The 26,574-nt window shown below is 70.8% G+C and carries 23 protein-coding genes, 2 tRNA genes and 1 pseudogene; 19 read left to right on the top strand and 7 right to left on the bottom strand.

From position 1 onward, the window contains the following. The first annotated feature begins 451 nt into the window (after window positions 1-451). From OG992_RS28115 to OG992_RS28170, 12 genes are all read left to right on the top strand, one after another. Window positions 452-1,618, top strand: a complete 1,167-nt coding sequence (locus OG992_RS28115) for an inositol-3-phosphate synthase (RefSeq protein ID WP_266304716.1) — start codon at window positions 452-454, stop codon at window positions 1,616-1,618. Beyond that, window positions 1,602-2,561, top strand: coding sequence for an SCO3242 family prenyltransferase (locus OG992_RS28120; protein WP_266304717.1), 960 nt, complete (start codon window positions 1,602-1,604; stop codon window positions 2,559-2,561). Before OG992_RS28115 ends, OG992_RS28120 begins: the two co-directional genes overlap by 17 nt. Further along, a complete protein-coding gene (locus OG992_RS28125; protein WP_266304718.1) occupies window positions 2,558-3,526 on the top strand; it encodes a sugar phosphate isomerase/epimerase in 969 nt (322 codons plus the stop codon). The genes OG992_RS28120 and OG992_RS28125 overlap by 4 nt, the downstream gene beginning before the upstream one ends. A 57-nt stretch (window positions 3,527-3,583) precedes the next feature. Then, window positions 3,584-4,192, top strand: coding sequence for an EboA domain-containing protein (locus tag OG992_RS28130; protein WP_266304719.1), 609 nt, complete (start codon window positions 3,584-3,586; stop codon window positions 4,190-4,192). Next, window positions 4,193-5,050, top strand: a complete 858-nt coding sequence (locus OG992_RS28135; protein WP_238686906.1) for a TatD family hydrolase — start codon at window positions 4,193-4,195, stop codon at window positions 5,048-5,050. Then, window positions 5,050-6,249, top strand: a complete 1,200-nt coding sequence (gene eboE, locus OG992_RS28140; protein WP_266304720.1) for a metabolite traffic protein EboE — start codon at window positions 5,050-5,052, stop codon at window positions 6,247-6,249. Before OG992_RS28135 ends, eboE begins: the two co-directional genes overlap by 1 nt. Then, window positions 6,246-7,661, top strand: coding sequence for an alkaline phosphatase family protein (locus OG992_RS28145; RefSeq protein ID WP_266304721.1), 1,416 nt, complete (start codon window positions 6,246-6,248; stop codon window positions 7,659-7,661). The genes eboE and OG992_RS28145 overlap by 4 nt, the downstream gene beginning before the upstream one ends. Further along, a complete protein-coding gene (locus OG992_RS28150) occupies window positions 7,658-8,725 on the top strand; it encodes a polyprenyl synthetase family protein (protein ID WP_266304722.1) in 1,068 nt (355 codons plus the stop codon). The genes OG992_RS28145 and OG992_RS28150 overlap by 4 nt, the downstream gene beginning before the upstream one ends. Window positions 8,726-8,944: 219 nt before the next feature. After that, a complete protein-coding gene (locus tag OG992_RS28155) occupies window positions 8,945-11,800 on the top strand; it encodes a PQQ-dependent sugar dehydrogenase (protein WP_266304723.1) in 2,856 nt (951 codons plus the stop codon). 75 nt (window positions 11,801-11,875) lie between these two features. Then, complete coding sequence (locus tag OG992_RS28160; protein WP_266304724.1) at window positions 11,876-13,978, top strand: ThuA domain-containing protein; 2,103 nt, start codon at window positions 11,876-11,878, stop codon at window positions 13,976-13,978. A gap of 355 nt (window positions 13,979-14,333) precedes the next feature. Further along, window positions 14,334-14,837, top strand: a complete 504-nt coding sequence (locus OG992_RS28165) for a sensor histidine kinase (protein ID WP_266304725.1) — start codon at window positions 14,334-14,336, stop codon at window positions 14,835-14,837. A 212-nt stretch (window positions 14,838-15,049) separates the two neighbouring features. After that, window positions 15,050-16,057 carry a sugar phosphate isomerase/epimerase gene (locus OG992_RS28170; RefSeq protein ID WP_030488695.1) on the top strand — a complete coding sequence of 336 codons (1,008 nt, stop codon included), beginning with the start codon at window positions 15,050-15,052 and terminating at the stop codon, window positions 16,055-16,057. A gap of 64 nt (window positions 16,058-16,121) precedes the next feature. Here the strand turns inward: OG992_RS28170 and OG992_RS28175 are convergent, their stop codons facing one another. After that, complete coding sequence (locus tag OG992_RS28175) at window positions 16,122-16,526, bottom strand: hypothetical protein (protein ID WP_091409037.1); 405 nt, start codon at window positions 16,524-16,526, stop codon at window positions 16,122-16,124. 261 nt (window positions 16,527-16,787) lie between these two features. Between OG992_RS28175 and OG992_RS28180 the strand changes: the two genes are divergently transcribed. The 4 genes from OG992_RS28180 to OG992_RS28195 all read left to right on the top strand — a co-directional run bounded on the left by OG992_RS28180 (window position 16,788) and on the right by OG992_RS28195 (window position 20,561). Beyond that, window positions 16,788-16,860 (top strand) — tRNA-Asn (locus tag OG992_RS28180). Window positions 16,861-17,017: 157 nt separating this feature from the next. Next, window positions 17,018-19,135 carry an MMPL family transporter gene (locus tag OG992_RS28185; protein WP_266304726.1) on the top strand — a complete coding sequence of 706 codons (2,118 nt, stop codon included), beginning with the start codon at window positions 17,018-17,020 and terminating at the stop codon, window positions 19,133-19,135. Next, window positions 19,125-20,363, top strand: coding sequence for an FAD-dependent oxidoreductase (locus tag OG992_RS28190; protein ID WP_266304727.1), 1,239 nt, complete (start codon window positions 19,125-19,127; stop codon window positions 20,361-20,363). Before OG992_RS28185 ends, OG992_RS28190 begins: the two co-directional genes overlap by 11 nt. A gap of 121 nt (window positions 20,364-20,484) precedes the next feature. Then, window positions 20,485-20,561: transfer RNA gene (locus OG992_RS28195), tRNA-Ile, on the top strand. Between the two features lie 204 nt (window positions 20,562-20,765). Here the strand turns inward: OG992_RS28195 and OG992_RS28200 are convergent. Next, window positions 20,766-21,584, bottom strand: a complete 819-nt coding sequence (locus OG992_RS28200; protein ID WP_266304728.1) for a hypothetical protein — start codon at window positions 21,582-21,584, stop codon at window positions 20,766-20,768. A gap of 364 nt (window positions 21,585-21,948) precedes the next feature. Between OG992_RS28200 and OG992_RS28205 the strand changes: the two genes are divergently transcribed. Beyond that, window positions 21,949-22,482, top strand: coding sequence for an SUKH-4 family immunity protein (locus OG992_RS28205; protein WP_266304729.1), 534 nt, complete (start codon window positions 21,949-21,951; stop codon window positions 22,480-22,482). Window positions 22,483-22,735: 253 nt separating this feature from the next. Beyond that, window positions 22,736-22,951, top strand: coding sequence for a DUF397 domain-containing protein (locus OG992_RS33925; protein WP_353962157.1), 216 nt, complete (start codon window positions 22,736-22,738; stop codon window positions 22,949-22,951). Window positions 22,952-23,012: 61 nt separating this feature from the next. On the opposite strand, the gene OG992_RS28210 is transcribed toward OG992_RS33925, so the two are convergent. Continuing rightward, on the bottom strand, window positions 23,013-23,654 hold the full coding sequence (locus tag OG992_RS28210) for a hypothetical protein (protein ID WP_238686917.1): 642 nt from the start codon (window positions 23,652-23,654) through the stop codon (window positions 23,013-23,015). Between the two features lie 86 nt (window positions 23,655-23,740). Between OG992_RS28210 and OG992_RS28215 the strand changes: the two are divergent. Further along, window positions 23,741-23,887: pseudogene (locus OG992_RS28215) on the top strand (uridylate kinase); the annotation flags it as partial. A gap of 21 nt (window positions 23,888-23,908) precedes the next feature. On the opposite strand, the gene OG992_RS28220 reads toward OG992_RS28215, so the two are convergent. The 4 genes from OG992_RS28220 to OG992_RS28235 all read right to left on the bottom strand — a co-directional run bounded on the left by OG992_RS28220 (window position 23,909) and on the right by OG992_RS28235 (window position 26,568). Next, window positions 23,909-24,325, bottom strand: coding sequence for a hypothetical protein (locus tag OG992_RS28220; protein ID WP_266304730.1), 417 nt, complete (start codon window positions 24,323-24,325; stop codon window positions 23,909-23,911). A 40-nt stretch (window positions 24,326-24,365) separates the two neighbouring features. Continuing rightward, complete coding sequence (locus OG992_RS28225) at window positions 24,366-24,689, bottom strand: hypothetical protein (protein ID WP_266304731.1); 324 nt, start codon at window positions 24,687-24,689, stop codon at window positions 24,366-24,368. 42 nt (window positions 24,690-24,731) lie between these two features. Beyond that, a complete protein-coding gene (locus tag OG992_RS28230) occupies window positions 24,732-25,436 on the bottom strand; it encodes a TMEM175 family protein (RefSeq protein WP_266304732.1) in 705 nt (234 codons plus the stop codon). 679 nt (window positions 25,437-26,115) lie between these two features. After that, window positions 26,116-26,568 carry a hypothetical protein gene (locus OG992_RS28235; RefSeq protein ID WP_266304733.1) on the bottom strand — a complete coding sequence of 151 codons (453 nt, stop codon included), beginning with the start codon at window positions 26,566-26,568 and terminating at the stop codon, window positions 26,116-26,118. Window positions 26,569-26,574 lie beyond the last annotated feature (6 nt).

Consider the following 26,574-nt stretch of genomic DNA (forward strand, 5'->3'; position numbering starts at 1 on the left):
GAGCGTGCAGCCGGGCCTCACGGCCCGGTGGCGCACGAGCAGGACGGTCGTCCGGTGCGACCGGACCGGGATTCCCCGGCCGCACCGGAGGACCGCCACCACCGGGAAAGTTCCGGAGCACCTGATAGCACCGCCCGTCGCGGCGGCCTGAGACGCCCGGCCGGGGCATGCCCATGCCCCGACCGGCCGGATGCGGGGGAGGCAGGGTCGAGACGCCGACCCGACCCTGCCTACCAGCCCCGTCTGCTCGCACCTGCCGGGATCCGGTCCGGCGTCGTCGCCGCCGACGCCGACGTCGGAAGCCGGTGCTGTTCCGGTGTGGGGCGGGCGGACGGGGCCCATCCACCCGGCCCGAAACTTTCCGAAACTGGGCCGTATCTTTCCGAAACATATTCTGATATTCCTATATTTAGCGGTACCGACGGTTCCTCGTGAATGGGGAAGGAGCACCATGCGAACAGGTGTCTGGCTGGTAGGAGCGCGCGGTTCCGTCGCGACCACCAGCATCGTCGGGGGGCTCGCGCTGCGGGCCGGCCTGGCCGGGCCGACCGGCTGCGTCACCGAGCTTCCCGAGCTACGCGGCCCGGCCCTGCCGGCCTTCGCCGATCTGGTCTTCGGCGGACACGACCTGGCCACCACTCCGCTGTGCAAGCGCGCCGAGGCCCTCGCCGACGCCGGTGTCATCCCCTGGCGACTGGTCGCCGCGCTCCGCGACGAGCTGGGCGTGGTCGAGCAGGAACTGCGCCCCGCGCCGGTCGGTGACACCCAGGCAGACCGGGCCGAGGCCGTGGTCCGCGACCTGACCAGCTTCCGCGAGCGGCACGACCTGGACCGGGTGGTGGTGGTCAACGTGTCCGCCACCGAGCCGGCCCCTGACCCGCACCCCGCGCACGCCGACCCGGCCGCGCTACGCGCCGCCCTCGACGGCCCGGACGAGGTGCTGCCGGTCAGCTCCCTCTACGCGTACGCCGCAGTGCTCGCCGGCTGCCCGTACGTCGACTTCACCCCGTCCACCGGGCTGCGGCTGCCGGCGCTGGCCGCGCTGGCCGAGGAGGCCCGACTGCCGTACGCCGGGCACGACGGCAAGACCGGGGAAACCCTGGTCAAGTCGGTGCTCGCGCCGATGTTCGCGATGCGCAACCTGGCCGTGGGCTCCTGGTCCGGGGTCAACCTGCTCGGCGGTGGCGACGGCGCCACCCTCGCCGACCCGGCCGCGAACGCGGCCAAGGTGCAGAGCAAGCAGCGGGTGCTCGGCGAGACGCTGGGCTACGTCCCGCAGGGCGGCACCCGCATCGAGTACGTCGAGGAGCTGGGCGACTTCAAGACCGCCTGGGATCTGATCACCTTCAGCGGATTCCTCGGCACCGGCATGCGGATGGAGTTCACCTGGCACGGCTGTGACTCGGCGCTGGCCGCGCCGCTGGTCCTCGACCTGGCCCGACTCACCGCCGCCGCACACGCCGCCGGGCAGGTGGGGCCGCTGGCCGACCTGGGCTTCTTCTTCAAGGACCCGCTGGGCACGCCCACCCACTCGCTGGGCGAGCAGTGGGCCCGGCTGACCGCCTTCACCCGGCAACTGAACGACGGCGGAGACGGTGACCATGACAACGTTGGCTGATCTGGCCGAGCTGGTCCGGGCCCCGGCCGCGCTCTCGGTGCCCGGTGACGTGATCGCCGGGGCCGCGGCGGCCGGCGCGTTGAGCCCGCGTACCCCCGCCCTGGCCGGCGCTTCGGTGCTGCTCTACTGGGCCGGCATGGCCGCCAACGACTGGGCCGACCGGCGTCTGGACGCCGAGGAGCGGCCCGAGCGGCCGATCCCGAGCGGGCGGGTCACCCCGGCCGCCGCTGTCGGTCTCGCGGCGGGCCTCACGGCCGCTGGCGTGGGCCTGGCCGCCGCCGCGGGCGGTCGCCGCGCCGTCGCGCTGGCCGTGCCGCTGGCCGCCACCATCTGGGGGTACGACCTGCTGGCCAAGAACACCGCGGCCGGCCCGGCCGTGATGGCCGCCTGCCGAGGGTTGGACGTGCTGCTCGGCGCGTCCGGCGGCCGGATGACCCGGGCGTTGCCGGCGGCGGCCACCGTCGCCGCGCACACCTGGACGGTCACCGCGCTGTCCCGCCGGGAGGTCACCGGCGCCGACGCCACCCTGCCGATGCGGACCCTCGCTGGCACCGCGTTGGTCGCCGTCAGTGCCGCCGTCGCCGTGCCGGGCGCCCGACGCGCGGCCCTCCGCACGACGAACCAGGCCGGGGCCACCGACCGGGCCGACACCGTCGACGAGACCGGTGCGCGCACGGGTCGCAGCCGGTCGGCCACCATCGCGGCGGTGCTGCCCGCAGTGCTGGCCGGTTGGTACGCCGCCCGGTACGGCGCGGCCCAGGCCGAGGTCGTCCGGGACCCGTCGGCGGGGCGGGTCCGCGCTGCCGTCGGCGCCGGGATCACCGGGTTGCCGGCCCTCCAGGGCGCTCTCACCGCACGGGGTGGAGCGGGTCTGCTCGGGGTGGCCGTCGCGGCGGCCGCGCCGCTGGGTCGACGGCTGGCCCGGAAGGTCTCCCCGACATGAGCGTCCCCGAGCCCCGGCCCGGTGCGTCGGCCGCCGACGCCACCACGCTGCGCCTCGGGTACGGCACGAACGGCTTCGCCAACCACCGCCTCGACGACGCGCTCGCCGTCATCGCCGACCTCGGCTACGACGGGGTGGCGCTCACCCTGGACCACGACCACCTGGACCCGTTCGCGCCCGGGCTCACCCGCCGGGTCGCCGCCGTCGGTCGACGGTTGGAGTCGCTGGGCCTGGCGGTGGTCATCGAGACCGGTGCCCGCTACCTGCTCGACCCGTGGCAGAAGCACGCACCGACGTTGCTGCACGACGACCCGACCCGGCGGATCGAGTTCCTACGCCGGGCCGTGCGGATCGGCGCCGACCTGGGCGCGGAGGCGGTCTCGTTCTGGGCCGGTGTTCGACCCGAGGCGGTGTCACAGCAGTGCGCCTGGGACCGGCTGGTGGCCGGCTGCGCCACGGTGGTCGACGCGGCCGACACCGCTGGCGTCACACTCGGCTTCGAACCGGAGCCGGGCATGCTGGTGCAGGACATCGCCGACTGGCGTCGGCTGTACGCCGCACTCGACAATCCGGCCCGGTTCGGCATCACCCTCGACATCGGCCACTGCCGGTGCCTGGAGCCCTGGCCGGTGCCGCAGTGCGTCGCCGAGGTGGCCGACCACCTGGTCAACGTGCAGATAGACGACATGCGCCGAGGCGTGCACGAGCACCTGGAGTTCGGCGTCGGCGAGATCGACTTCCCGCCGGTGCTGGCCGCGCTGCGCGACGCCGGCTACCGCGGCCTGGTCGCCGTCGAGTTGCCCCGCGACTCGCACGCCGCACCCGCCGTGGCGGCCCGGTCGATCGAGTTCCTGCGTGCCGCCGCGGCCACCGAATACGACCCTGCCCGCACCCTTTGCTCTGCACCCGCCGAGGCGACACCCGCCGAGGCGACACCCGCCGAAGAGGCCCCGGTGCATATGTAGGTGCAGAGCAAAGGGTGGCGACGGGGCACCGGGGAGCAGCACAAGGGAGGAGACGGGATGACACCGGATTCACTACGGGCCGCGCTGGGAGGCGTACCCGATCCCGAATGGCTGGACACGGCCCTGCGCCGGGTCAGCACCGAGCCCACCGCGATCACCCGGCTCTTTCCCGCCGTCGGCCGACGCTGCGGTCGGGCCGCGCTGCCCGACGCCCCCGGCTGGACCGCCGACGACGCGGCCCGGGTGCTGCTGCTCACCAGCCTGCCCGGCGAGCACGCGACGTACGCCGAGCGCCTCTACCAACACGGTGACGCGGCCGAGCGACGAGCGGTGCTGCGCGCCCTGCCGCTGCTGCCGATCGGCGCCGACGGGGTTGCGTTGCTGCACGACGCGATCCGGACCAACGACACCCGGCTGGTCGCCGCCGCGCTCGGCCCGTACGCCCGGCACCTCGACCAGGCCGCCTGGCGGCAGGCGGTGCTCAAGTGCGTGTTCAGCGGGGTCCCGCTGGCCACCGTGGCCGACCTGGACACCCGGGCCGACGGCGAGCTGACCGCGATGCTGGCCGCGCTGGCCGCCGAACGGCACGCCGCCGGCCGGGAGTTGCCCGCCGATGCCAACGACCTGCTCCACCGGCTCACCGCCGCACTGCCCCGGGAGGCGTGAATGCGCATCTTCGACCCCCACATCCACATGACCTCACGCACCACCGACGACTACGAACGGATGGCCGCCGCTGGGGTGCGCGCCGTGGTCGAACCGGCGTTCTGGCTGGGCCAGCCCCGCACCAGCGCCGCCTCGTTCACCGACTACTTCGACTCGTTGATCGGTTGGGAGCCGTTCCGGGCCGGGCAGTTCGGGGTGCGCCACTTCGCCACCATCGCGCTGAACCCCAAGGAGGCCAACGACCCGCGCTGCCGGCCGGTCCTCGACCTGCTGCCCCGCTACCTGGACAAGGACGCGGTGGTGGCGGTCGGCGAGATCGGGTACGACTCGATGACGCCCGAGGAGGACGAGGCGTTCGCGGCACAGCTCGCGCTCGCTGTGGCGTACGACCTGCCGGCGCTGGTGCACACCCCGCACCGGGACAAGGCGCGCGGCTGCGAGCGGACCCTCGCCGTGGTCGCCGAGTCCGGCATCGACGCGGGCCGGGTGGTCGTCGACCACCTCAACGAGGTGACAGTGAAGCTGGTCCGCGACAGCGGCTGCTGGCTGGGTTTCTCCATCTACCCGGACACCAAGATGACCCCGCAGCGAATGGTGGAGTTGCTGCGGGAGTACGGCACGGAACGGATGCTGGTCAACTCGGCAGCCGACTGGGGGCGGTCCGACCCGCTGCTGACCCGAGCCACCGGCGAGGCGATGCTCGCGGCCGGCTTCAGCGACGACGACGTCGACACGGTGCTGTGGCGAAACCCGGTGGAGTTCTACGGGCAGTCGGGGCGACTGGACCTCAGCGACCTGGAGACAGCCGCCGCAGTGGACCCGCAGACCGGCAACTCGATCCTGCGCGGCGGTAGCTGATGCGGCTGCGACATGCCGGCGGTGAGACCGTCCACCTGGGCTACTGCACCAACGTGCACCCGGCCGAGGACCTGGCCGGCATCCTCGGTCAACTGGACACCTACGCGGTGCCGGTCCGCGAGACGCTCGGCAGCGACCTGCTAGGGCTCGGGCTGTGGCTGGCCGCCCCGGTCGCCGCCGAGCTGGCCGCCGACCCGACGCTACGCCGCCGGTTGCGCACCGAGCTGGACGCGCGCGGCCTGGAGGTGGTCACCCTCAACGGCTTCCCGTACGCGGCCTTCCAGGCCCCGGTGGTCAAGCAGGACGTGTACCACCCGGACTGGACCACCGAGCAGCGCCTGACCTACACCCTCAACCTGGCCCGGGTGCTCGCCGACCTGCTGCCCGACGACGCCGCCCGAGGTTCGATCTCCACGCTGCCGCTGGCCTGGCGTCATCCGTGGGACGCCGGCCGGGCCGACACGGCCCGACGCCGGTTGGACCAGCTGGCCGCCGGCCTGGCCGACGTGCAGCGGGACACCGGCCGTGAGGTGCGGATCGCCTTCGAGCCGGAGCCCGGCTGTGTGGTGGAGAGCACCGGTCAGGCGGCTGAGCTGCTGTCCGGGATGGACACCGACCGGCTGGGTGTCTGCCTCGACCTGGCCCACCTGGCCTGCGCCTGGGAGGAGCCGGCCGAAGCGCTGCAACGACTGCGGGCGGCCGGGCTGCCGGTGGTGAAGGTGCAGGTCTCGGCCGCTGTCGAGGCCGCCGACCCGGAGGGCGGGGCCGAGGCGTTGCGCCGCTGGGTGGAGCCGCGCTTCCTGCACCAGACCCGGGGCGCCGGTTGCGCCGGTCTGGCCGACCCGGCCGACCCGACGTACGCGGCCGACGACCTGGACGAGGCGCTGGACCGGGCGTTGCCGGGCCCGTGGCGGGTGCACTACCACGTGCCGCTGCACGCCCCACCCGAGGAGCCGCTCGGCTCGACCCTGCCGGTGCTCCGCGCGGCCCTGAGAGCGCTCTTCGACGGCCCGGCCGCCGGCTGCGACCACCTCGACGTCGAGACGTACACCTGGGGGGTGCTGCCGGCCGCACGACGGCCCGGCACCGACGCGGAGCTGGCCGCCGGCATCGCCGCGGAGCTGGCCTTCGCCCGGGACGAACTGGTCGGCCTCGGCCTGACCGCAGAACGATCCGTGAGCATGGGAGTGACGCGATGAGTCGGCGACTGGTGGTCCTCGACGTGGTGGGGTTGACGCCCCGACTACTGGCGCACATGCCTCGACTGCGCGGGGTGGCCGACGGCGGCTTCCGGGCCGAGCTGGGCACAGTGCTGCCCGCCGTCACCTGCTCGGTGCAGTCCACCTTCCTCACCGGCGAGCAGCCCAGCGGGCACGGGATCGTCGGCAACGGGTGGTATTTCCGGGAGCTGGGCGAGGTGCTGCTGTGGCGGCAGCACAACGCGCTGGTCGGCGGGGACAAGCTCTGGCAGGCCGCCCGTCGGGCCGAACCCGGTTACACGGTGGCCAACGTCTGCTGGTGGTACGCCATGGGCGCCGACGTCAACTGGACGGTGACGCCCCGCCCGGTCTACTACGCCGACGGGCGCAAGGAACCGGACTGCTACACCGACCCGCCGGAGCTGCACGACGCGCTCACCGGGCGGCTGGGCACCTTCCCGCTCTTCACCTACTGGGGGCCGACCGCCGGGTTGCCGTCGTCGCGGTGGATCTGCCAGGCGGCCGAGCAGATCCTCGCCGACGTGTCACCGGACCTGACCCTTGTCTACGTTCCGCACCTGGACTACGACCTGCAACGCTTCGGTCCCTCGTCGGCCGAGGCCGCCGCGGCGGCGGCCGAGTTGGACACGGTGCTCGGCCCGCTCCTGGACGCCGCCCGGGCCCGGGACGCCACAGTGGTGGTGTTGTCGGAGTACGGCATCACCGACGTGTCCCGGCCGGTGGACGTCAACCGGTTGCTGCGCGCCGAGGGCCTGTTGCGGGTGCACACCCAGGCGGGCATGGAGTACCTCGACCCGTGGACGTCGAAGGCGTTCGCTGTCGCCGACCACCAGATCGCGCACGTCTACGTCAAGGATCCGGCCGACGTGCCGGCGGTGGCGAAGCTCTGCGCGGGTCTGCCCGGGGTGGCCGAGGTGCTCGACGCCGAGGGCAAGGCGGCACACGGGCTGGACCATCCGCGCGCCGGTGAGCTGGTGCTGGTGGCCGAGCCGGACGCCTGGTTCACCTACTACTACTGGCTGGACGACGCCCAGGCACCGGACTTCGCCAGGCTCGTGGAAATTCACCGGAAGCCGGGCTACGACCCGGCGGAGCTGTTCTTCGACCCGGCCAACCCCGGTGCCGCGAAGGCCCGGGCCGGCGTCGCCCTGGCCCGCAAGAAGCTCGGCATGCGGTACCTGATGAGCGCTGTCGGCCTCGATTCCGGCGCGCGGGCGGTGCGGGGCTCGCACGGGCGGCTGCCGGACGACCCGGCGGACGGCCCGGTGCTGCTCTGCTCCGATCCGACCGCGGCGCGGGACAAGATCGCGGCGACCGAGGTCAAGGCGCTGCTGCTGGAGCTGGCCGGGCTGAGCCCCGGCGGCGCGGTCGGGTCGGGGGAGGGCTCATGACGGTCACCGTCGTGCCCACCGACGCCAGCGAGCTGCGGGCGCGTTTCGACGCGGAGCTGGCCGGGTTTCTCAGCCGGCAGGGCCCGGACTGGCCGGACGGGGCCCCGCGCGGCGTGTTCACCGCGCTGCAACGGTTCGTGCTGGCCGGTGGCAAACGGCTACGACCGCTGTTCTGCTACTGGGGTTGGCGCGGCGCGGGGGCGGCCGACGGCACCCCGATCGTGGTGGCGGCGGCGGCCCTGGAGCTGTTCCACGCGTTCGCGCTGATCCACGACGACATCCTGGACGGCAGCGACCGCCGTCGGGGTGAGCCGTCGGTGCACCGGCTCTTCGCCGACCTGCACGCCCGCTCGTCGTGGCGCGGTGACCCCGAGGCGTACGGCCGCAACACCGCCCTGCTCTGCGGGGACCTCTGCGCGGCCTGGTCGGATCAGATGTTCCACGAGTGCGGGCTGAGCACCGAGCAGGTGCACCGGGGGTACGGCGTGTTCGCGCTGATGCGTACCGAGGTGATCGCGGGGGAGTACCTGGATCTGGTCTCGGGTGTGGGTGACGGCTCGGTGGCCAGCGCGCTCACAGTGATCCGGATGAAGGCCGCCCGGTACACGGTCACCCGGCCGTTGCAGATCGGTGCTGCCCTGGCCGGCGCGGGGCCGGAGCTGATCGCCGCGTTGGGCGAGTTCGGTGACCCGCTGGGTGACGCGTTCCAGCTCCGCGACGATGTCCTGGGCGTGTTCGGTGACCCGGCGGTCACCGGTAAGTCGGTCCTGGACGACCTGCGTGAGGGCAAGCCCACTGTCATGATGGCGCTGGCCCGCAGCGCCGCCGACCGGCCGCAGACCATCCGGCTGCGGGAGCTGTTCGGCAACCCGGCGTTGGACGCCGAGGGCGCGGCGGAGCTGCGCGACATCATCGAGGCGACCGGCGCGCGGGAGCGGATCGAGCAGATGATCCGGGTCCGGACCGAGGCCGCGCTGTCCGCCCTACAGAACGCCATGGTGGCCGACGAGGCCCGCGCGGCCCTGGTTGCGCTGGCCGGGCAGACGATCGACCGACGCGCCTGACCGGCGACTTTCGATCAAATCGACAAAAGTTGATGCTGAACCGCCGGAAGGTATGGACACATCGACACGTGCGACTTAGTGTCGTGACCAACACGACAATGTTTCGTCGAGGTGAACCGGCGGCGCGGTAACCCATCGACCCCCCCACCACCGCTACGGCATCCGGCGCGACGGCGCGCGCCCGGCCTGGCAGTCACACGTCAGGAAGGGACAGCACAAATGTCCATGAAGGACGCTCCCAGACAACGGTCCCGACGATGGTTCTCCGCCGGATCCGCGCTGCTGCTGGCGGTCGCCGCCGGCACGGTCACCTTCGCCGCCGGCTCGGCCCCCGCCCAGGCACACACGATCGTCGCCAGCGACTTCCAACAGGTCGAGCTGGCTCGCGGCGTGACCGACATGGGTGAGCCGATGTCGCTGGCGGTGCTCCCGGACCGCTCGGTCCTGCACACCGCCCGCAACGGCACCCTGCGCCGCACCGACGCCAACGGCACCACCTCAGTGATCGGCACCGTGTCGGTCTACCAGCACGACGAGGAGGGGTTGCAGGGCGTCGGGATCGACCCGGGCTTCGCCAGCAACCGCTACATCTACCTCTACTACGCCCCGCCGCTCTCCACCCCCGGCGGCGACGCGCCGGCCACCGGCACCGACTTCTCGGCCTGGAACGGCGTCAACCGGCTCTCCCGGTTCACCCTCAACTCGGACTTCACGCTCAACCAGTCCAGCAAGGTCGACGTGCTCGACGTCCCGGCCAGCCGGGGTGTGTGTTGCCACGTCGGTGGCGACATCGACTTCGACGCCGCCGGCAACCTCTACCTGTCCACCGGCGACGACACCAACCCGTTCGAGTCGTCGGGCTACTCGCCGCTGGACGAGCGGACCAACCGCAACCCCGCGTACGACGCGCAGCGCAGCGCCGGCAACACCAACGACCTGCGCGGCAAGATCCTGCGGATCAAGGTGAACGCCAACGGCACGTACTCCATCCCGTCGGGCAACCTGTTCGCCCCCGGCACGGCCCAGACCCGGCCGGAGATCTACGCGATGGGGTTCCGCAACCCGTTCCGGATCAGCGTGGACAAGGCCACCGGCGTGGTCTACGTCGGTGACTACGGGCCGGACGCCGGCTCCACCAGCTCCACCCGCGGGCCGTCCGGCCAGGTGGAGTTCAACCGGGTCGCGGCACCGGGCAACTATGGCTGGCCGTACTGCACCGGCACCAACACCAGCACCGAGACGTACAACGAGTTCGACTTCGCGACCAGCGCCAGCGGCGCGAAGTACAACTGCACCGGCGGGCCGACAAACAACTCGTTCCGCAACACCGGCCGGACCACCCTGCCGCCGGCCCAGCCGGCCTGGATCCGGTACGCCGGCGACGCCGGCACCCCGACCGAGTTCGGCGGCGGCTCCGAGTCGCCGATGGGCGGCCCGGTCTACCGGTACAACGCCTCGTCGACCTCCACCACCAAGTTCCCGCAGTCGTTCGACGGGCAGTTCTTCGCCACCGAGTTCGGCCGGGGCTGGATCAAGCCGATCCACGTCAACTCCGACGGCTCCCGGGGCACCATCGACACCTTCCCCTGGGTCGGCAAGCAGGTGATGGACTCGGCGTTCGGCCCGGACGGCGCGTACTACGTGCTCGACTACGGCACCGGCTACTTCAACGGTGACGCCAACTCGGCGCTCTACCGCTTCGACTACGTCGGCGGCGGAAACCGGGCGCCCACCGCGAAGGCCAGCGCCAACCGCACCTCCGGCGCGGCTCCGCTCGCTGTGACGTTCTCCTCGGCCGGCTCGACCGACCCCGAGGGCGGCGCGTTGACCTACGCGTGGGCGTTCGGTGACGGGACCACCTCGACCGCCGCCAACCCGACGAAGACCTACAGCGCCAACGGCACCTACACCGCCACGCTGACGGTGCGCGACCCGCAGGGCGCCACCGGCAGCAGCAGCGTGCAGATCAGCGTCGGCAACACCGCGCCCACCGTCACGATCAACAACCCGGGCAACGGTCAGCTGTTCGGCTTCGGTGACACGGTGGCATACAGCATCACCGTGACCGACCCGGAGGACGGCACCATCGACTGCACGAAGGTCAAGATGACCTACGTGCTCGGCCACGACCAGCACGGGCACCAGATCACCTCGAAGACCGGCTGCTCGGGCTCGATCACCATCCCGGTCGACGGTGAGCACGACGACGCGGCGAACATCTTCGCGATCTTCGACGCCGAGTACACCGACGCCGGTGGGCTGACCACGCACACCCAGCACACGCTGCCGCCGCGGCACCGCCAGGCCGAGTTCTACGGCACCTCGTCGGGGGTCAACGTGTTCAGCAAGACCCCGGCCGAGGGTGGCAAGACCGTCGGCGACATCAACAACGGCGACTGGATCGCGTTCCAGCCGTACCGGCTGGGCAACGTGACCTCGTTCAACGCCCGGGTCTCCTCGGCGGGCGCCGGTGGCACCCTCCAGGTCCGGGCCGGCTCGGCCACCGGCACCGTGCTCGGCTCGGCCACGGTCCCGGTGACCGGCGGCTGGGAAACCTTCACCACTGTCACCGGGACGATCACCAACCCGCCGACCGGCACGACGACGCTCTACCTGACCTTCGCCGGGTCGGGCACCGGGGCGCTCTACGACCTGGACGCCTTCACCTTCGTCACCGGGACGCCCCCGGCCGGTGGGGCCGGGGCGATCAAGGGCCTCGGCGGCAAGTGCCTGGACGTGCGCAACGCCGCCACCGCCGACGGCACGCAGATCCAGATCTACACCTGCAACGGCAGTGCCGCGCAGACCTGGGCGGTCACCCCCAACTCCACGATCAAGTCGTTGGGCAAGTGCCTTGACGTGTCGGGCGGCGCCACCGCCGACGGCACCAAGATCCAGCTCTGGACCTGCAACGGGACCGCCGCGCAGAACTGGGCCGCCCAGGCCGACGGCACGCTTCGCAACACGTCGTCGGGCAAGTGCCTGGACGTCTCCGCCAACAGCTCCGCTGACAGCACGGTGGTCCACCTCTGGACCTGCACCGCCGCCGCCAACCAAAAGTGGACCCTGCCCTGAGCTGGCGGGAGGGGCCCCTCGACAACGCCTAGTGTGAGGCGAGGGGCCCCTCCTAACCGCAATTAGGAGAGCGATATGCGCAGACGCCTGCGACCCGTCCTCGGTGCGGCCATGGCCGCACTCGCCGTCATCGCCTGCACCACCCCGGCCACCCCGGCCAGCGCCGCCGACGCCCCGTACGACGTGCTGGTCTTCTCCAAGACCGCTGGTTTCCGGCACGACGCGATCCCGGTCGGCATCCAGACCATCCGCGACCTGGGCGCGGGGAACAACTTCACAGTCACCGCGACCGAGGACGCCGCCGCGTTCACCACGAGCAACCTCAACCAGTACGAGGCGGTCGTCTTCCTCAACACCACCGGCGACGTGCTCAACGCCAGCCAGCAGACCGCCTTCGAGTCGTACATCGGCTCCGGCCGCGGATACGTGGGTGTGCACGCCGCAGCCGACACCGAGTACGACTGGCCGTTCTACGGCAACCTCGTGGGGGCGTGGTTCGCCTCGCACCCCGCGATCCAGCAGGCCAACATGAAGGTGGAGGACCGGGGCCACGCGGCCACCGCTCACCTGCCGCAGACCTGGACCCGCACCGACGAGTGGTACAACTACCGCACCAACGCCCGGTCGAGCGCCCACGTGCTGGCCACCCTCGACGAGTCGTCGTACTCCGGCGGCGGGATGGGCGCCGACCACCCGCTGAGCTGGTGCAAGAGCTACAGCGGCGGCCGGTCCTTCTACACCGGCGCGGGGCACACCCAGGCGTCGTACGCGGAGGCGGGGTTCCGGAACCACCTGCTCGGCGGCATCCGGTACGCCTCGGGTCGGAGCAAGGCCGACTGCCGGCCCGAGACCGGCTACACCCCGCTGTTCAACGGCTCGACGGCCGGTTGGTCACAGGCCGGTCCGGGCAGCTTCACCAACACCGACGCCACCCTGACCTCGGTCGGCGGCATGGGGCTGTACTGGTACAACGCCAAGCAGTTCACCAACTACTCGCTGAAGATGGACTGGAAGCTGGCCGGTGACGACAACTCCGGCATCTTCATCGGGTTCCCGCCGTCGAGTGACCCCTGGTCGGCGGTCGACAACGGGTACGAGATCCAGATCGACGCCACCGACGCGGCCGACCGCACCACCGGCGCGGTCTACACCTACAAGTCCGCCGACATCGCCGCCCGTGACGCGGCGCTGAACGCGGCGGGGGAGTGGAACACGTACGAGCTGCTGGTCGAGGGCGAGCGGCTGCAGATCTTCCTCAACGGGGTGAAGATCAACGACTTCACCAACACCAACCCGGTCCGCTCGCTGGCCGGTCACATCGGTATCCAGAACCACGGCACCGGTGACGACGCCTCCTTCCGCAACATCCGGATCAAGGAGCTGGGCACCACGCCGCCGCCCACCGGCACGATCCAGGCCGAGGCGTTCAGCTCGGCCAACGGTGTCTCCGCGTTCACCAAGGCGGGCGCCAACGGTGGGCAGACCGTCGGCTACATCGATCCGGGTGACTGGGCCGCGTACAACGGGGTCAACCTGGCCGGGGTCACGTCGTTCACGGCCCGGGTCGTCTCCGGCGGCGCGGGTGGCGCCATCCAGGTGCGTACCGGTTCGGCCACCGGCCCGGTGCTCGGCACTGTCGCGGTGCCCAACACCGGCAGTTGGACGACCTACGCCAACGTCTCCACGGCGCTGTCCAACGTCCCGTCCAGTACCCAGAACCTCTACCTCACCTTCACCGGTAGCGGCACGGGGCTCTTCGACCTGGACGACTTCACCCTGGTGAAGGGCGGCGGCACCGGTGTCGGCCCGATCAAGGGTCTCGCCGGCAAGTGCCTGGACGTGCGCAACGCCGCCACCGCCGACGGCACCCAGATCCAGCTCTACACCTGCAACGGCAGCACGGCGCAGACCTGGACCGTGACGCCGAACTCGACGATCAAGGCGCTCGGCAAGTGCCTGGACGTCTCCGGCAGCGGCACCGCCGACGGCACCAAGATCCAGCTCTGGACCTGCAACGGCAGCGGCGCGCAGAACTGGGCTGCCGCGTCCGACGGCACCCTGCGCAACACGTCGTCGGGCAAGTGCCTGGACGTCTCCGGCAACAACTCCGCCGACAGCACCATCGTGCACCTCTGGACCTGCCTCAACGCGGCCAACCAGAAGTGGACCCTGCCCTGACCGACTGACCCGGAGGGGCCGCGGCTCACGTCGTCGGCCCCTCCGGCCCAGCCGGCCTGACCGCCGACGTGTCCGGTCGACGTCCCCCGCCGACCGGTCGCATCGTCGAAGCGCGACGAGCGGTGTCTCCAACGAGCGTGATGCCTCTGAGTCATCTCGATGACTCAGAGGCATCACGCTCGTACCGCTTCGTCCGCCGGGTCGCCATCCCGCCGGACGCCGCATGCGGGGTTGTCGGGGAGGCCGAGCCCCGGTAGAGGGCTGGGCTCCGCGCCGCCGCCGGGGCACTCGGATGCGGGCACACCGCGTGGACGCCGCCGACCGGCTCACAGCGGCCTGCCGTACCTTGACCTGCATGGGGTTGTTCGCGCAGTGGCGTGGGACGGTGCTGGCGCGAGGCCATCAGCTGCTCGGTGCGCTGGGCCGGGCCGACGAGCCCGACGACCCGTCCGTGCCGGCGCCCAGCCTGAACCGCCTCGACGCGCTGGTGGAGGGCTTCACCGCCGGTCAACCGGTGCGCTGGACCATGGCCGGGCAACCCCGGCCGCTGCCCGGCCCGGTCGACGTGGTGGCGTACCGGATCATCGAGGAAGCGCTGACCAACGCGTGCCGGCACGCGCCGGGCGCGCCGGTCGGGGTCCGCCTGCGCTACGACGCCGCGGGCATCACCATCGAGGTCCGCGACGAGGGCACCGGTCCCGCTCCGTCCGGTGGCGGCACCCAGGGCGCCGGTCGGGGTCTGCTCGGGGTACGCAGGCGCGCCGAGCGGCTCGGCGGCACGTTCTCGGCCGGCCCGCGCGCCGGTGGCGGCTTCACCGTACGGGCTGTCCTGCCCGCGCCCGAGGAAATGATCGGATGATCGGCCGACCGCGGGGCTTCCCCGATGGGGCACTGCGGAAATAGGGTGGGGGTCGGCGACCGTGCTGGTGGCCGGTGACCCGGTGGGAGGCGCAACCCGCCGGGCTCAGGTGTGTTCCGCACCCACCGGTGACCGCTCGGGTGCCGTGCACGTCCGGTCACCCTCGCCCCGGTCCGCACAAGGAATCCCCATCACATCAGGGGAGAAGGACAATGGCGCGACCCATCACGCTCTTCACCGGCCAGTGGGCCGATCTTCCGTTCGAGGAGGTCTGCCGGCTCGCCTCCGAGTGGGGCTACGACGGTCTGGAGATCGCCTGCTGGGGCGACCACTTCGAGGTCGACAAGGCGCTCGCCGACGACTCGTACGTCGAGCGCAAGCGGGAGACCCTCGCGAAGCACAACCTTGAGGTCTTCACGATCTCCAACCACCTCGTTGGTCAGGCGGTCTGCGACCACCCGATCGACGAGCGGCACCAGGACATCCTGCCCGGCCGCATCTGGGGCGACGGGGAGCCCGAGGGTGTTCGTCAGCGGGCCGCCGAGGAGATCAAGGACACCGCGCGGGCGGCGGCGAAGCTCGGGGTGAAGACGGTCGTCGGCTTCACCGGTTCGTCGATCTGGCACACCCTCGCGATGTTCCCGCCGGTGCCGCCGTCGATGATCGAGCGCGGCTACCAGGACTTCGCCGACCGCTGGAACCCCATCCTCGACGTGTTCGACGAGGTGGGAGTGCGGTTCGCGCACGAGGTGCACCCCAGCGAGATCGCGTACGACTACTGGACGACGAAGCGGACGCTGGAGGCGATCGGCAACCGGCCCGCGTTCGGGCTGAACTGGGACCCGTCGCACTTCGTGTGGCAGGAGCTGGACCCGGTGAACTTCATCTTCGACTTCGCCGACCGGATCTACCACGTGGACTGCAAGGACGCGAAGGTGCGTACCGGCGATGGCCGGCGTGGCCGGCTCGCCTCGCACCTGCCCTGGGCCGACCTGCGGCGTGGTTGGGACTTCGTCTCCACCGGCCACGGCGACGTGCCCTGGGAGGACTGCTTCCGCGCGTTGAACGCGATTGGCTACACCGGCCCGATCTCGGTCGAGTGGGAAGACGCCGGAATGGACCGGCTGGTCGGCGCCCCGGAGGCGTTGCAGTTCGTCCGCCGGCTCGCCTTCGACGCACCGAGCGCCGCCTTCGACGCGGCGTTCAGCAGCAAGGACTGACCGCACGTCGGACAGACCACGGGCCGGTCGCCCTGCGGCGACCGGCCCGTCGACGTGCGATTGGTCAGAGCGTGCTGGCGTTCGTGCCCGAGCCGGACGGCTTGGTGCGGGGGTTCGTGGACGACGGCGACCCGGAGGTCGTGCCGACCGTGCTGGTGCCCGCCTTGGCGCCCACTGTGGCGGGCGTGCCGGCGAACGCGTCGTCGGCGGCGGTCAGCTCCTGCTTGCCGGTGCTGCCGTTGGTGGTGCCCAGCTTCTCGCCCAGTTTGGTCTGGCCGAGCTTGTCCTTGCCCTCGCTGTAGAGCTTGTTGGCCTGGGCCTGCGCGACCCCGGCCGCCTCCTGGACGGTCGGGTGGTCGAGCACCTTGCGGCCCTTGACCACGAGCTCTTCGTACTTTTCCCGGCCGGCACGGGCGCCCAGGACGAATCCCGCAGCCAGCCCGCCAAGAAACATGATCTTTCCGCGCATGGCGGCTCCTTCCGTACCTGACGCGCCGTCACCCCGGCGAGTTGCCCCGTCGGAAGGCGACCTGTTCGCGCCTGCGTCCTCTGTCCGCAGCTAACTACCCATCCTGCTCTCCGCTCAAGCATTGTTGTGCCGGGATGGCGATTTACCCCTATTGTCAATGCGACGGCGGGGAGGCAACCCACTGGACCACCACCGGGGGATGTCCTGTACTCTTGTCCCGTCGCAAGGCGTCGGGGAGATCCGAAGTCGGGCGGAGCACGATCCCCTGTAGCTCAATTGGCAGAGCAGCCGGCTGTTAACCGGCAGGTTATTGGTTCGAGTCCAATCGGGGGAGCTTTTCCACGTACGCCCGTCAGCCACCGGCCGACGGGCGTTTTCGTCTGTGTGACCCGGTTTCACCCACCATCGACCTGCTTGCCCGGCAGGATGGTCGATGTCGACTGAGGCTACCGCTGCGTCGATTGATGCGTCGATCCTTGGGGTGAGTGCGGATGTCCGGACGAGGCGGCAAGGCCACGCTGATCGCGGTGGCGGTCGTGCTGGCCTGGTTGGTGATCGGCGGCGTGTCCGGCCCGTACGCGGGACGCCTCAGCGAGGTCGCCACCAACGACAACGCCGCCTTCCTGCCCACCGACGCCGAGGCGACCCGCGCCCAGGACCTCGCCGGCGAATTCGTCGACCGGCAGACCATCCCGGCTCTCGTCGTCTACGAACGGCCCTCCGGGATCACCGACGCGGACCGGCAACGGGTCAGCGCCGACGCCGCCCGGTTCGCCCAGATCCCCGGCGTGGTCACCCCACTGCCCCCGCCCATCCCGAGCGACGACGGCCAGGCACTCCAGGTCGTCGTACCGGTGGACGACGCCGAGGGCGAGGAGATCGGCACAGTCGTCGAGAAACTGCGCGACATCACCGGCGGCGACCGCGACGGCCTCACAGTGGACGTCTCCGGCCCGGCCGGTCTGCTCGCCGACCTGATCGAGGTCTTCTCCGCCATCGACGGACCACTGCTGCTGGTCACCCTGGTCGTGGTGCTGGTCATCCTGCTGATCGTCTACCGCAGCCCGGTCCTCTGGATCTTCCCGCTGCTCGCCGCCGGCATGTCGTACGCCCTCGCCTCCGTCTTCGTCTACCTGCTCGCCGACGCGGACGTGGTCAAGCTCAACGGGCAGGCCCAGGGCATCCTCACAGTGCTGGTCTTCGGCGCCGGCACCGACTACGCGTTGCTGCTGATCGCCCGCTACCGGGAGGAACTGCACCGGCACGACCGCCCGTGGGACGCCATGAAGACCGCCTGGAAGGGCGCCGCGCCGGCCATCATCGCCTCCGGCGGCACCGTCATCGTCAGCCTGCTCTGCCTGCTGCTGTCAAGCCTCAACTCCAACCGGGCGCTCGGCCCGGTCGCCGCCATCGGCATCGCCGCCACCCTGCTGGTGATGCTCACCTTCCTACCCGCGCTGCTGGTGCTCGGCGGACGGTGGGCGTTCTGGCCCCGCCGACCCCGAGCCGACCAGGCCGACCCGCGGGCCGAACACGGCATCTGGAACCGCATCGCCGGCTTCGTGGCCCGGCACGCCCGCCCGATCTGGCTGACCACCGCCGCCGTGCTGGCCCTGCTGACCCTCGGCCTCACCCAGCTCGGCGCCACCACCCTCGGCCAGTCCGACCTGTTCACCCAGCGCACCGACTCGATCGACGGCCAGGAGGTGATCGCCCGGCACTACCCGGCCGGCACCGGCAGCCCGGCCACCATCTTCACCACCGAGCAGACCGCCCGACAGGTCGCCCAGGTGGCGAAGGACGTACCCGGCGTCGCCGACGTCCGCCCCCTTCCCTCCGGCCCGCAGACCGGTCCACCCGAGGCGAACGCCGCCCCGAAGGTCGTCGACGGGCGGGTGCAACTGGAGGCGACCCTGGCCGACCCACCCGACAGCGACGGCGCCGAGCGGACCATCCGCGAGCTGCGGGTGGCCGTACACCAGGTGCCCGGCGCGGACGCTGTGGTCGGCGGCTTCACCGCGATCAACGTGGACACCTCCGACGCCGCGAAGCGCGACCAGAACGTCATCATCCCGGTGGTGCTGGTGGTCATCGCTGTCATCCTGGCCCTGCTGCTGCGCGCGCTGCTCGCCCCGCTGCTGCTGATCGCCACGGTTCTGCTCAGCTTCGCGGCGACCCTCGGCCTGTGCGCGCTGCTGTTCCGCCACGTCTTCGGCTTCCCCGGCGTGGACTCGTCGTTCCCGCTGTTCGCGTTCGTCTTCCTGGTCGCGCTCGGCATCGACTACAACATCTTCCTGATGAGCCGCGTCCGCGAAGAGTCGGTCAAGCGTGGCACCCGCGCCGGAGTGCTCGCCGGCCTCGCCGTCACCGGCGGGGTGATCACCTCCGCCGGCATCGTGCTCGCCGCGACGTTCTCCGCCCTCGCCGTCCTGCCACTGGTGGTGCTCGTCGAGTTGGGTACGGCGGTCGCGATCGGGGTACTGATCGACACCATCATCGTCCGGTCGCTGCTGGTGCCCGCACTCGCGTACGACATCGGGCCGAAGATCTGGTGGCCGGGCCGGTTGTCCCGGGCGAACGGTGAGCGGGAGGCGCGCGGTGCTGGCTGAAACCGATGTGGTCATCGTCGGCGGCGGCCTGGCCGGCCTCGCCGCCGCCCGCCGGCTGCACCGCGCCGGCGTGCCCTGGCGGCTGGTGGAGGCCGAGGGTCGGCTCGGCGGTCGGGTCGCCACCGACGTAGTCGACGGTCACCTCATCGACAGGGGTTTCCAGGTGCTCAACACCGCCTACCCCCGGCTCGGCACACTGCTCGACACCGACCAGCTCGACCTCGGCTACTTCACCTCCGGTGTGCTGGTCCGCAAGGGCGACACACTGCTGCGCCTGGTCAACCCGCTGCGCGAACCGACAGGTGGGCCCGGCACCGCGCTCGCCGACGTCGGCTCCCTGCTCGACCGGCTGCGCTTCGCCGCGCTCGCCACCGGCTGCGCCACACTCCCCGCGTCCCGGCTGCTCGCCGCGCCGGAAACCACCAGCGAGACGGCGCTGCGTCGCGCCGGCCTGTCCGACGCCATCATCGAGGAGCTGCTGCGACCGTTCCTGTCCGGTGTGTTCATCGACCGGGAACTCTCCACCTCCAGTCACGTGCTGGCGATGGTGCTGCGCTCCTTCGCCCGCGGCCGGATCGGCCTGCCCGCCGAAGGGATGGCCGCGCTGCCCCGGGCCATCGCCGCGCCGCTGCCCGCCGACCTGCTCGACCTGGACACCCCGGTCGCGGAGGTCACCCCCGGCCGGGTCCGCACCCAGGCCGGCGACATCCGCTGCCGCGCCGTCGTGGTCGCCGTCGACCCGCCCGCCGCGGCCGCGCTGCTGCCAGCCCTGGCGACGGTACGCATGCACAGCTACACCACCTACTACCACAGCGCTCCCGAGCCGCCGCTCACCGAACCGATCCTGCTCGTCGACGGCGACCGCCGCGAACTCGTCGCCAACACCGTGGTGCTCAGCAACGCCGCCGCGACGTACGCGCCCGCCGGACGGCACCTCATCGCTACCTCGGTGGTCGGCCCGACGGCCCCACCCGAGCCGACCATCCGGGCCGAGTTGACCCGGCTGTACGGCCGCTCCACCGCCGACTGGACCCACCTCACCACGGTCGCCATCCCCGAGGCGTTACCCGCCGCACCGCCGCCGCAGGGACGTCTGCGCAAGCCGGTGGCGCTGGGGGAGGGCCTGTTCGTGGCCGGTGACCACCGGGACAGCCCATCGATCCAGGGTGCCCTCACCAGCGGCTGGCGCGCCGCCGACGCCGTGCTGGACGAGCTGCGCGCCGGCTGACAGGCGTACCCGAGCACGCTGTTATATTCCTGTTGCCCATCGTGCTGGCGCAGGCGTGGGCACCGGCCGGCTCGATGCTGGCTGCTGACCGCCGAGCGGGATAAGATCCGGCGCGGTGTTCGGGGCGGTAGCTCAGCCGGTTAGAGCAGGGGACTCATAATCCCTCGGTCGCGGGTTCGAGTCCCGCCCGCCCCACCAGCCGTTTTCCCTGGTCAGCGGCGCTGTCGACGACCCGGACGCACCGCATCGAGGTCCGGACCGACACCCGCAGTCCGATCGCGTGCGATCTTGGTCGCGCGGCGCTCATCCCGCTGGCGCACTGAGCCCGCAGCCGCACGGCCCGCCGCCCCGCCTCACGGAGCTGGCCGAGGTCGCCGCCTGTCCGCTCGATCGCGTCAGTGGTCACGAGGTCGTCGGGGCGCGGCCCCGACGGGCTGCTCCCGGAAGCACGCCGGGCGGGATGATGCCGAACCAGGCTCCGACGGCGGCCATCGAGGCGACGACGTACGCCGCCCACCACCCGAGCAGCGCCCACGTACCCTGGAAGACGGCGCCGGGCAGGCAGGGCAGGACGGGCAGGAGAAAGAGGTAGACCAGACGGCCGTGCGAGAGGCTGTTCTCCTTCGGCAGCCTCCGGGCCTTGCGGAACGGAATGAGTCTGACTCCGTAGGGACGACGGCGAAGCGTGAAACTCGCCGGCCAGAGCCGCCCGTACCCGGCCACGTCGACTACGCTGACGCCGGACCCGTGCCGGACCGTGGCCTGACGCGGCCTGGTCAGCTCGCGCAACCACGGTTCCCAGACGACGCGTTGGTGCAGGACACGGCCGTCCCGGCCGCTCACCGTCAGCCACACGGCGTATCCCTTGGGACTGGCGTCGATCCCGCCGGCGGCGCTCACGGCGCCCGCCGCAGCGGTGACCCGCCCCGCACTTCCCGGCTGCGGCGACTGCGCCAGATGCGCGGTCACCATGACGCGCTTCGCGGGAGCACGAGCGGCACCCCACCACTGCAAAAGGCGGATGAGCCAGGACAGCACCAGAAGGGCTCCCGAAGCCAGCGCCACGAGGATGACGACCTCTCCGTGCTCGACCCGCGGGTCGGTACCCAGCCGGTACCCCAGCGCGATGAGGGCGGCCAACGCGACGACGCTGCCGATCACGACCATCGGCGCGCGAGCACGCCGATTCGCCAAGGCCGCCGCACTTCCGTTGCTGGCCACCGCGTCGTCCTTCCCGTCCGGCCCTCCGGACGTCGCCCCGACGCTAGCAACGCCGAGCAAGGCTGACATTGCGCGTCCGTTCCAGATTTCACCTCGTACGGCGGTCGCAGGCTGCGGTGCGGTGCGGTGCCGTGCACATCCGCGGTTCCTAGCGAGGGCCATCGAGATCTCGCAAGTCTTGACGGAACCCGCTGTCGTCCAACAAGAGATGCGCGACAGATCTCCGCCAGTTGAAGTGCGACAGGCTCCATCGAACTAGAGCAGCAGGCCCTCGGGCGTGGACGCACGAATCTGTCAATGATCGGATGCCTGGCCACTACAACGAACACTGGCTTGGAACCGTGGCCGGACTACCCTCATTGGCGTGCCCATTGATGATCTTCCGTTGCCTCCCGCGTTCGAGGCGGTCACGGCCTGGGCCGGTCCTGGGCGGGTGGTGCGTGCTACCGAGCTGGACGTGGCGACGTGGCGGCTTCCCGAGCCGCAGAAGGCCGCGCTGGTCTCCTCTGGCGTACCGCTGATCGATGACCTCGTGAGTGCGGTGTCGTTCCACGCAGAGCCGACGATGTACCGGTTGGCGAATGCCGATGACCTGGACTGGGTGTACGGTGCCGCGCCGGGGACCGGTGAGGTGCAGATCTGGTCGCCGGACGGCAGCACCGGGTTCGTCAACTCGACGATCACCCACTGGCTGTGTTCGCTGCACCTGGTTGGTAGCTGGCTGACCGGCTCGACCGTCATCGACCGCTGGGACGAAGACGGACAGGCCGAAGAAGAAGCACTCGCGGAGCTCGCCGACCTGTTGGAGCGGATCAAGGCCCTTGACCCGCCCGCGTTCGGGGACGGCGACCATACGACCCACTTCTGGCCCGGAGTGCTCGACCGGTGGCTCTACTGATCGACGCGGGCAGCGATCAGGGCCGCTTCAGGGGTCTCACCACGTCTCGCCACAGCATGCCCGTCATTGCCTGCCGACCAGCCAGGTCACGTGGCATCAATCCGCCGGCGTACAACATCATCGTTCCGGTGAGCCCGAGGACCACGGCGGGAAGCAGGAAGGCTGCCATGAGTGCGGTGAGTGCCATTGTCAAGACCGGAACCTCAACGAGAGTCGATGCCGCTGTCAGTCCGCCCAACACCAGGGCGACCGGATGGCAGCGAAAGGCCCACACAAGGAGCCAGTAGGCCCGGGTGCGACGCAGCGGCACAGCGTTCCTCTGGGGCACGGCTACGACCTACCCTCTGTGCCAGAGCATGACTGCTGCGTTCGCGATTCCAAGGCCCTCGATGTCGGGACGCTGAGGTTTGCACCCGCAGCATGGGACGCGTTCGTCGACACGATCAAGACGAAAGCCGGCCGCCCCTGACCTGGCAGGACGGTGGCATGGTTCCTGGCACCCGCGAACTGGCGCACCGGTGCGCTGAGTGTCAGCGTGTCCGGCTGACGGACGAGACCCTCGGGTCTGCGGAGTAGTTGCGGGCGACGTCGGCGGCGTCGTCAGCGGTGGCGCCGGGATCGAACAGCACCTCCATGCAGGGCGCTTGCGGCCCTTCTGAGCCGAAGCCCGCAACCACGTGGTTCGGGTCGAAGCGGTGGTTCTCGCGCACCAACTCCTCAGCGGACTGCCCCTCCCGCACGCACACCACCGCCTCGGGCTGACTGCCACCCCAGGCCAGTGCTGGAGCCGACACGCCGATGGTGAGCACCAGTGCCGTCCCCACGCCGATCACCGTCGTCCGGCCGAGCCCTGGCCGGCTGGTCGGCGAGATCACCGCCGCCAGGGCGGACAGCGCGTACACCCAGAGAGCCCGCTTGTCGGCCGAGTCATGGAGAGCCAACGCGACGACGCCGGCTCCGATGGTCTGCGCGATCAGGCTGATCAGCCGGAACCCTGGCCAGTCGACCAACGCCGCAGGTATCGCGGCAAGCGCGCCAAGCAACAGGAGGAGCATGACAAGCCCGTACGCACCCCATTCACGGCGCGCGTCCAGGACGAGCAACACCAGGGCAACCAGTTGTCCGCAGACGATAAGAGGCGGGCGGAGGTGCGCCAGGACCCGTGCGACCATTCGAAGACCCTACGTGATGTGACCGACTTCGATGGGGGTGCAAATCCGGCCCGACAGGCGGCGGTGACGTGATGGAGGGGCAGGACATGGTTCGAGGCACCCGCGACGAGCTGCTCGGGCGCTTGGCTGAGGCGGTTGGCTCCGTCACGGTCGCCCACTCGACGCGGGTCGCCGTCGACGGGCCGCCCGCCGCCGGCAAGACCACTCTCGCCGACCCGCTCTCCGACGTCCTGGCGGCCGGTGAGTGACAGCGCTTACGGGTGGTCCACATACTCGCCGAACGGCTCGATGGACCCATCCCAACCGTTCCAACCCTGTTGGGTGACCTGCCCGTCCGCGTAGGTGTACGACCAGCGGGCGCCGTCCTCGCCCTCGATCTGGACGGTTCCGGAGCGAACGAACGGCGCGATCGCGACGTAGAAGGCCGTTGTCTGGTTCGACCACTTGGGGTCGCCCTCGTCGTCGTACCCGAACTCGATCCAGTCTCCGTCGCGGACGATCGTGGCCCTGGCCGGATCCCCCAGGTCGACCAAGGTGCCATCCGACGGAAACTCACCCGGCCGGTACCAACCACCTCGTCCTGCCAGGGCGGCCAGGACGGCGGCGACCGCGGCGGCGTCCTCCGACTCCGGGAGGTTCAGACGGCCTGAGGGCATCACCGTGTATCCCACGTCGCGCACCCTACAACGGTCGATGTCCACCACACCCCGGTCAGGATCTGGTTGGACGGCTGTCGCGGAGACGGAACCGGCCAGGGAGGTCGCAGCAGCCTTCGGCGTGGAGGTCGAAGGTGGGGGCGTTGAGCGTGGACGGCGTGAAGTAGGACGGGTCGAGGTGGTAGGTCAGTCTGGTGCCGGTGCCACCTGGTGCGTCGAAATCGTGGACTGGGCCGGCGGGGCGTAGGCCGGCGAGGTCCTGATGCCGGGCGTGGCCCGCGTGCCAGGTCTCGATCCTGGTGTGGGTGCTCACGGCGGCGGCTGCGGCGTGGACCATGCGGTAGGAGGTCAGGAGGGATCCGGCGGTGTACTCACTCACGGGTCCACGGTGTCCGAACCGGTCAGGAAAGAGAAGGTCGGGCTACGAGTCGCCCTGACTCTGCGCGCGGGTGCGCTGAATGCTGCCGACCTCGCCTTTGATCGGCAGCCAGTAGAAGGGGATGAACGCGATGACCACTACGAGGCCCACTACCGGATGAAGGGCGCCGAGAGCTGTCCCGACGACGATCCAGAACGGCGCGGGGCGGAAGCGTCTGCTGATCGCCCGGGCGGTGTCGTTGTCGGTGGTGGAGGTCAGCAGGCGACGGCCGTGCCTGGCGTACTCCCAGATCACGTTGAAGAGGATGGCGGCCACCACGTAGGTGGCCCCGTAGAAGATGAGTGCGGTGCGCTTGCCGTGGCCGGACTCGAACGCGTGGGCAAGGAGGGACGAGGCGAACGGCAGGAACGCGATCACCATCAGCAGCAGGGTGTTGAGCAGGAGCAGCATGCGGTCGGCCGAGCGGATGTGGTCGAACATGACGTGGTGGTTCACCCACATCTGCCCGATCAGCAGGAAGGTAATGGCGTACGCCACGTATGAGGGCCACAGTTCGATGAGGCCGCGGAGCAGGTGCTCGGTGTCCTCCGGCGGCTGGATCTCCAGGACGAGCAGGGTGACGGCGATGGCGATGACCGCGTCGCTGAAGGTGACTGCCCGCTTCGGATCTCGCTCCGCACCGATCGGGTTGCTGGATCTGGGCGCGCCCGTCGTGGAGGCGCCGCGAGCCGCGCGGAACCAGCGCATGAGCCTCCCCCACTGTGAGAGCACCCGGTCACGCACCGCGGGCGGGGCTGCCCACGGTGGTCATCCACGAGCCTTCCGGTGCCGCGGGTTCCCGCCGTCTCATGAACCAAACCGGCTTGCGGCTGCCGTACCAGTCCCTGCTGCCGTCACCGATCCCTCATCCGTTGCCGGCCACCATGCCTGCGCGTGCCACGGGCTCAGCTCGGCAGCTCGCGGGTCGGGCAGCGTCTTCCGGAGAAACTCCTCGTCCAACGGGTCGACGACACGCCGCAACTCGCGGGAGGCGGCCGTTGGCAGTCGGCGCATCGCGTCGCCCAGGACGTCTCGCTGGTACAACACATCGCAACCCGGACAGGAGCAGTCATCCCCTAGATCCAGCCACCGTCCCGAGCGTCGAATGGCACGACGGTAGCCGGCCAGCGCTGTCGCTACCGGAACGAAACCCGGATGGGTGCCTTCGAGCCTGGCGATCGCCGCGTTCGCGCCGTTCGACAGACCATCGATGGGGCGGAGCTTGCCCGCATTCCGCCCGGCCGACTTCAACAGTGCGCGCAGCGCACCAGGTGACCTACGCGCCATGGACCTTTCGGGGCTGAGTCATGACGAGCACCTTGCCACACCACGGCCAGGGCATGCCAACCCATTCGCGCTGTGGTGACGCTGGCTGGGTGAGCCGGCTTCAGCCGATGTTGATCAGCAACACCTGGTCGTCGCGAAGGTCGGAAATGCTGTCGCGTAACAGCCTCAGCGTGTCCAGACCGGCCGCGCCGCTCTCCTCGAAGTCAATCCCCATCTCCTCGAAGTGGGCAACCAACTCCTCCTCGCGGTGCTGGGCGGGGTCGAGCTGATCCGGTAACCCTGGTGCTGGAGTGATGAGGGTGGTCAGGCCGTACGCGCTGTTGATGGCCTCCGACTCGGCATTGAGCTTCGACTGGTCAAGGTCGATGCCGCGCTCCTCCAGATAGGTCAGCACGTAGAGCATGCAGTAGCCGGACCAGTCGTACTCCTGCCGCGCCTTGCTCCCGTGCTCGGCCAGGTACGTGTGGAACGACGACGGCGACGTGCGGGCCACGCGGGCCAGCTCGGTGATGCTGCCCCTGGGGACCACTGTCAGTGAGGCGATAGCAGACAACGCATC

The sequence above is a fragment of the Micromonospora sp. NBC_00362 genome, assembly GCF_026342155.1.
Classification (GTDB): domain Bacteria; phylum Actinomycetota; class Actinomycetes; order Mycobacteriales; family Micromonosporaceae; genus Micromonospora; species Micromonospora hortensis.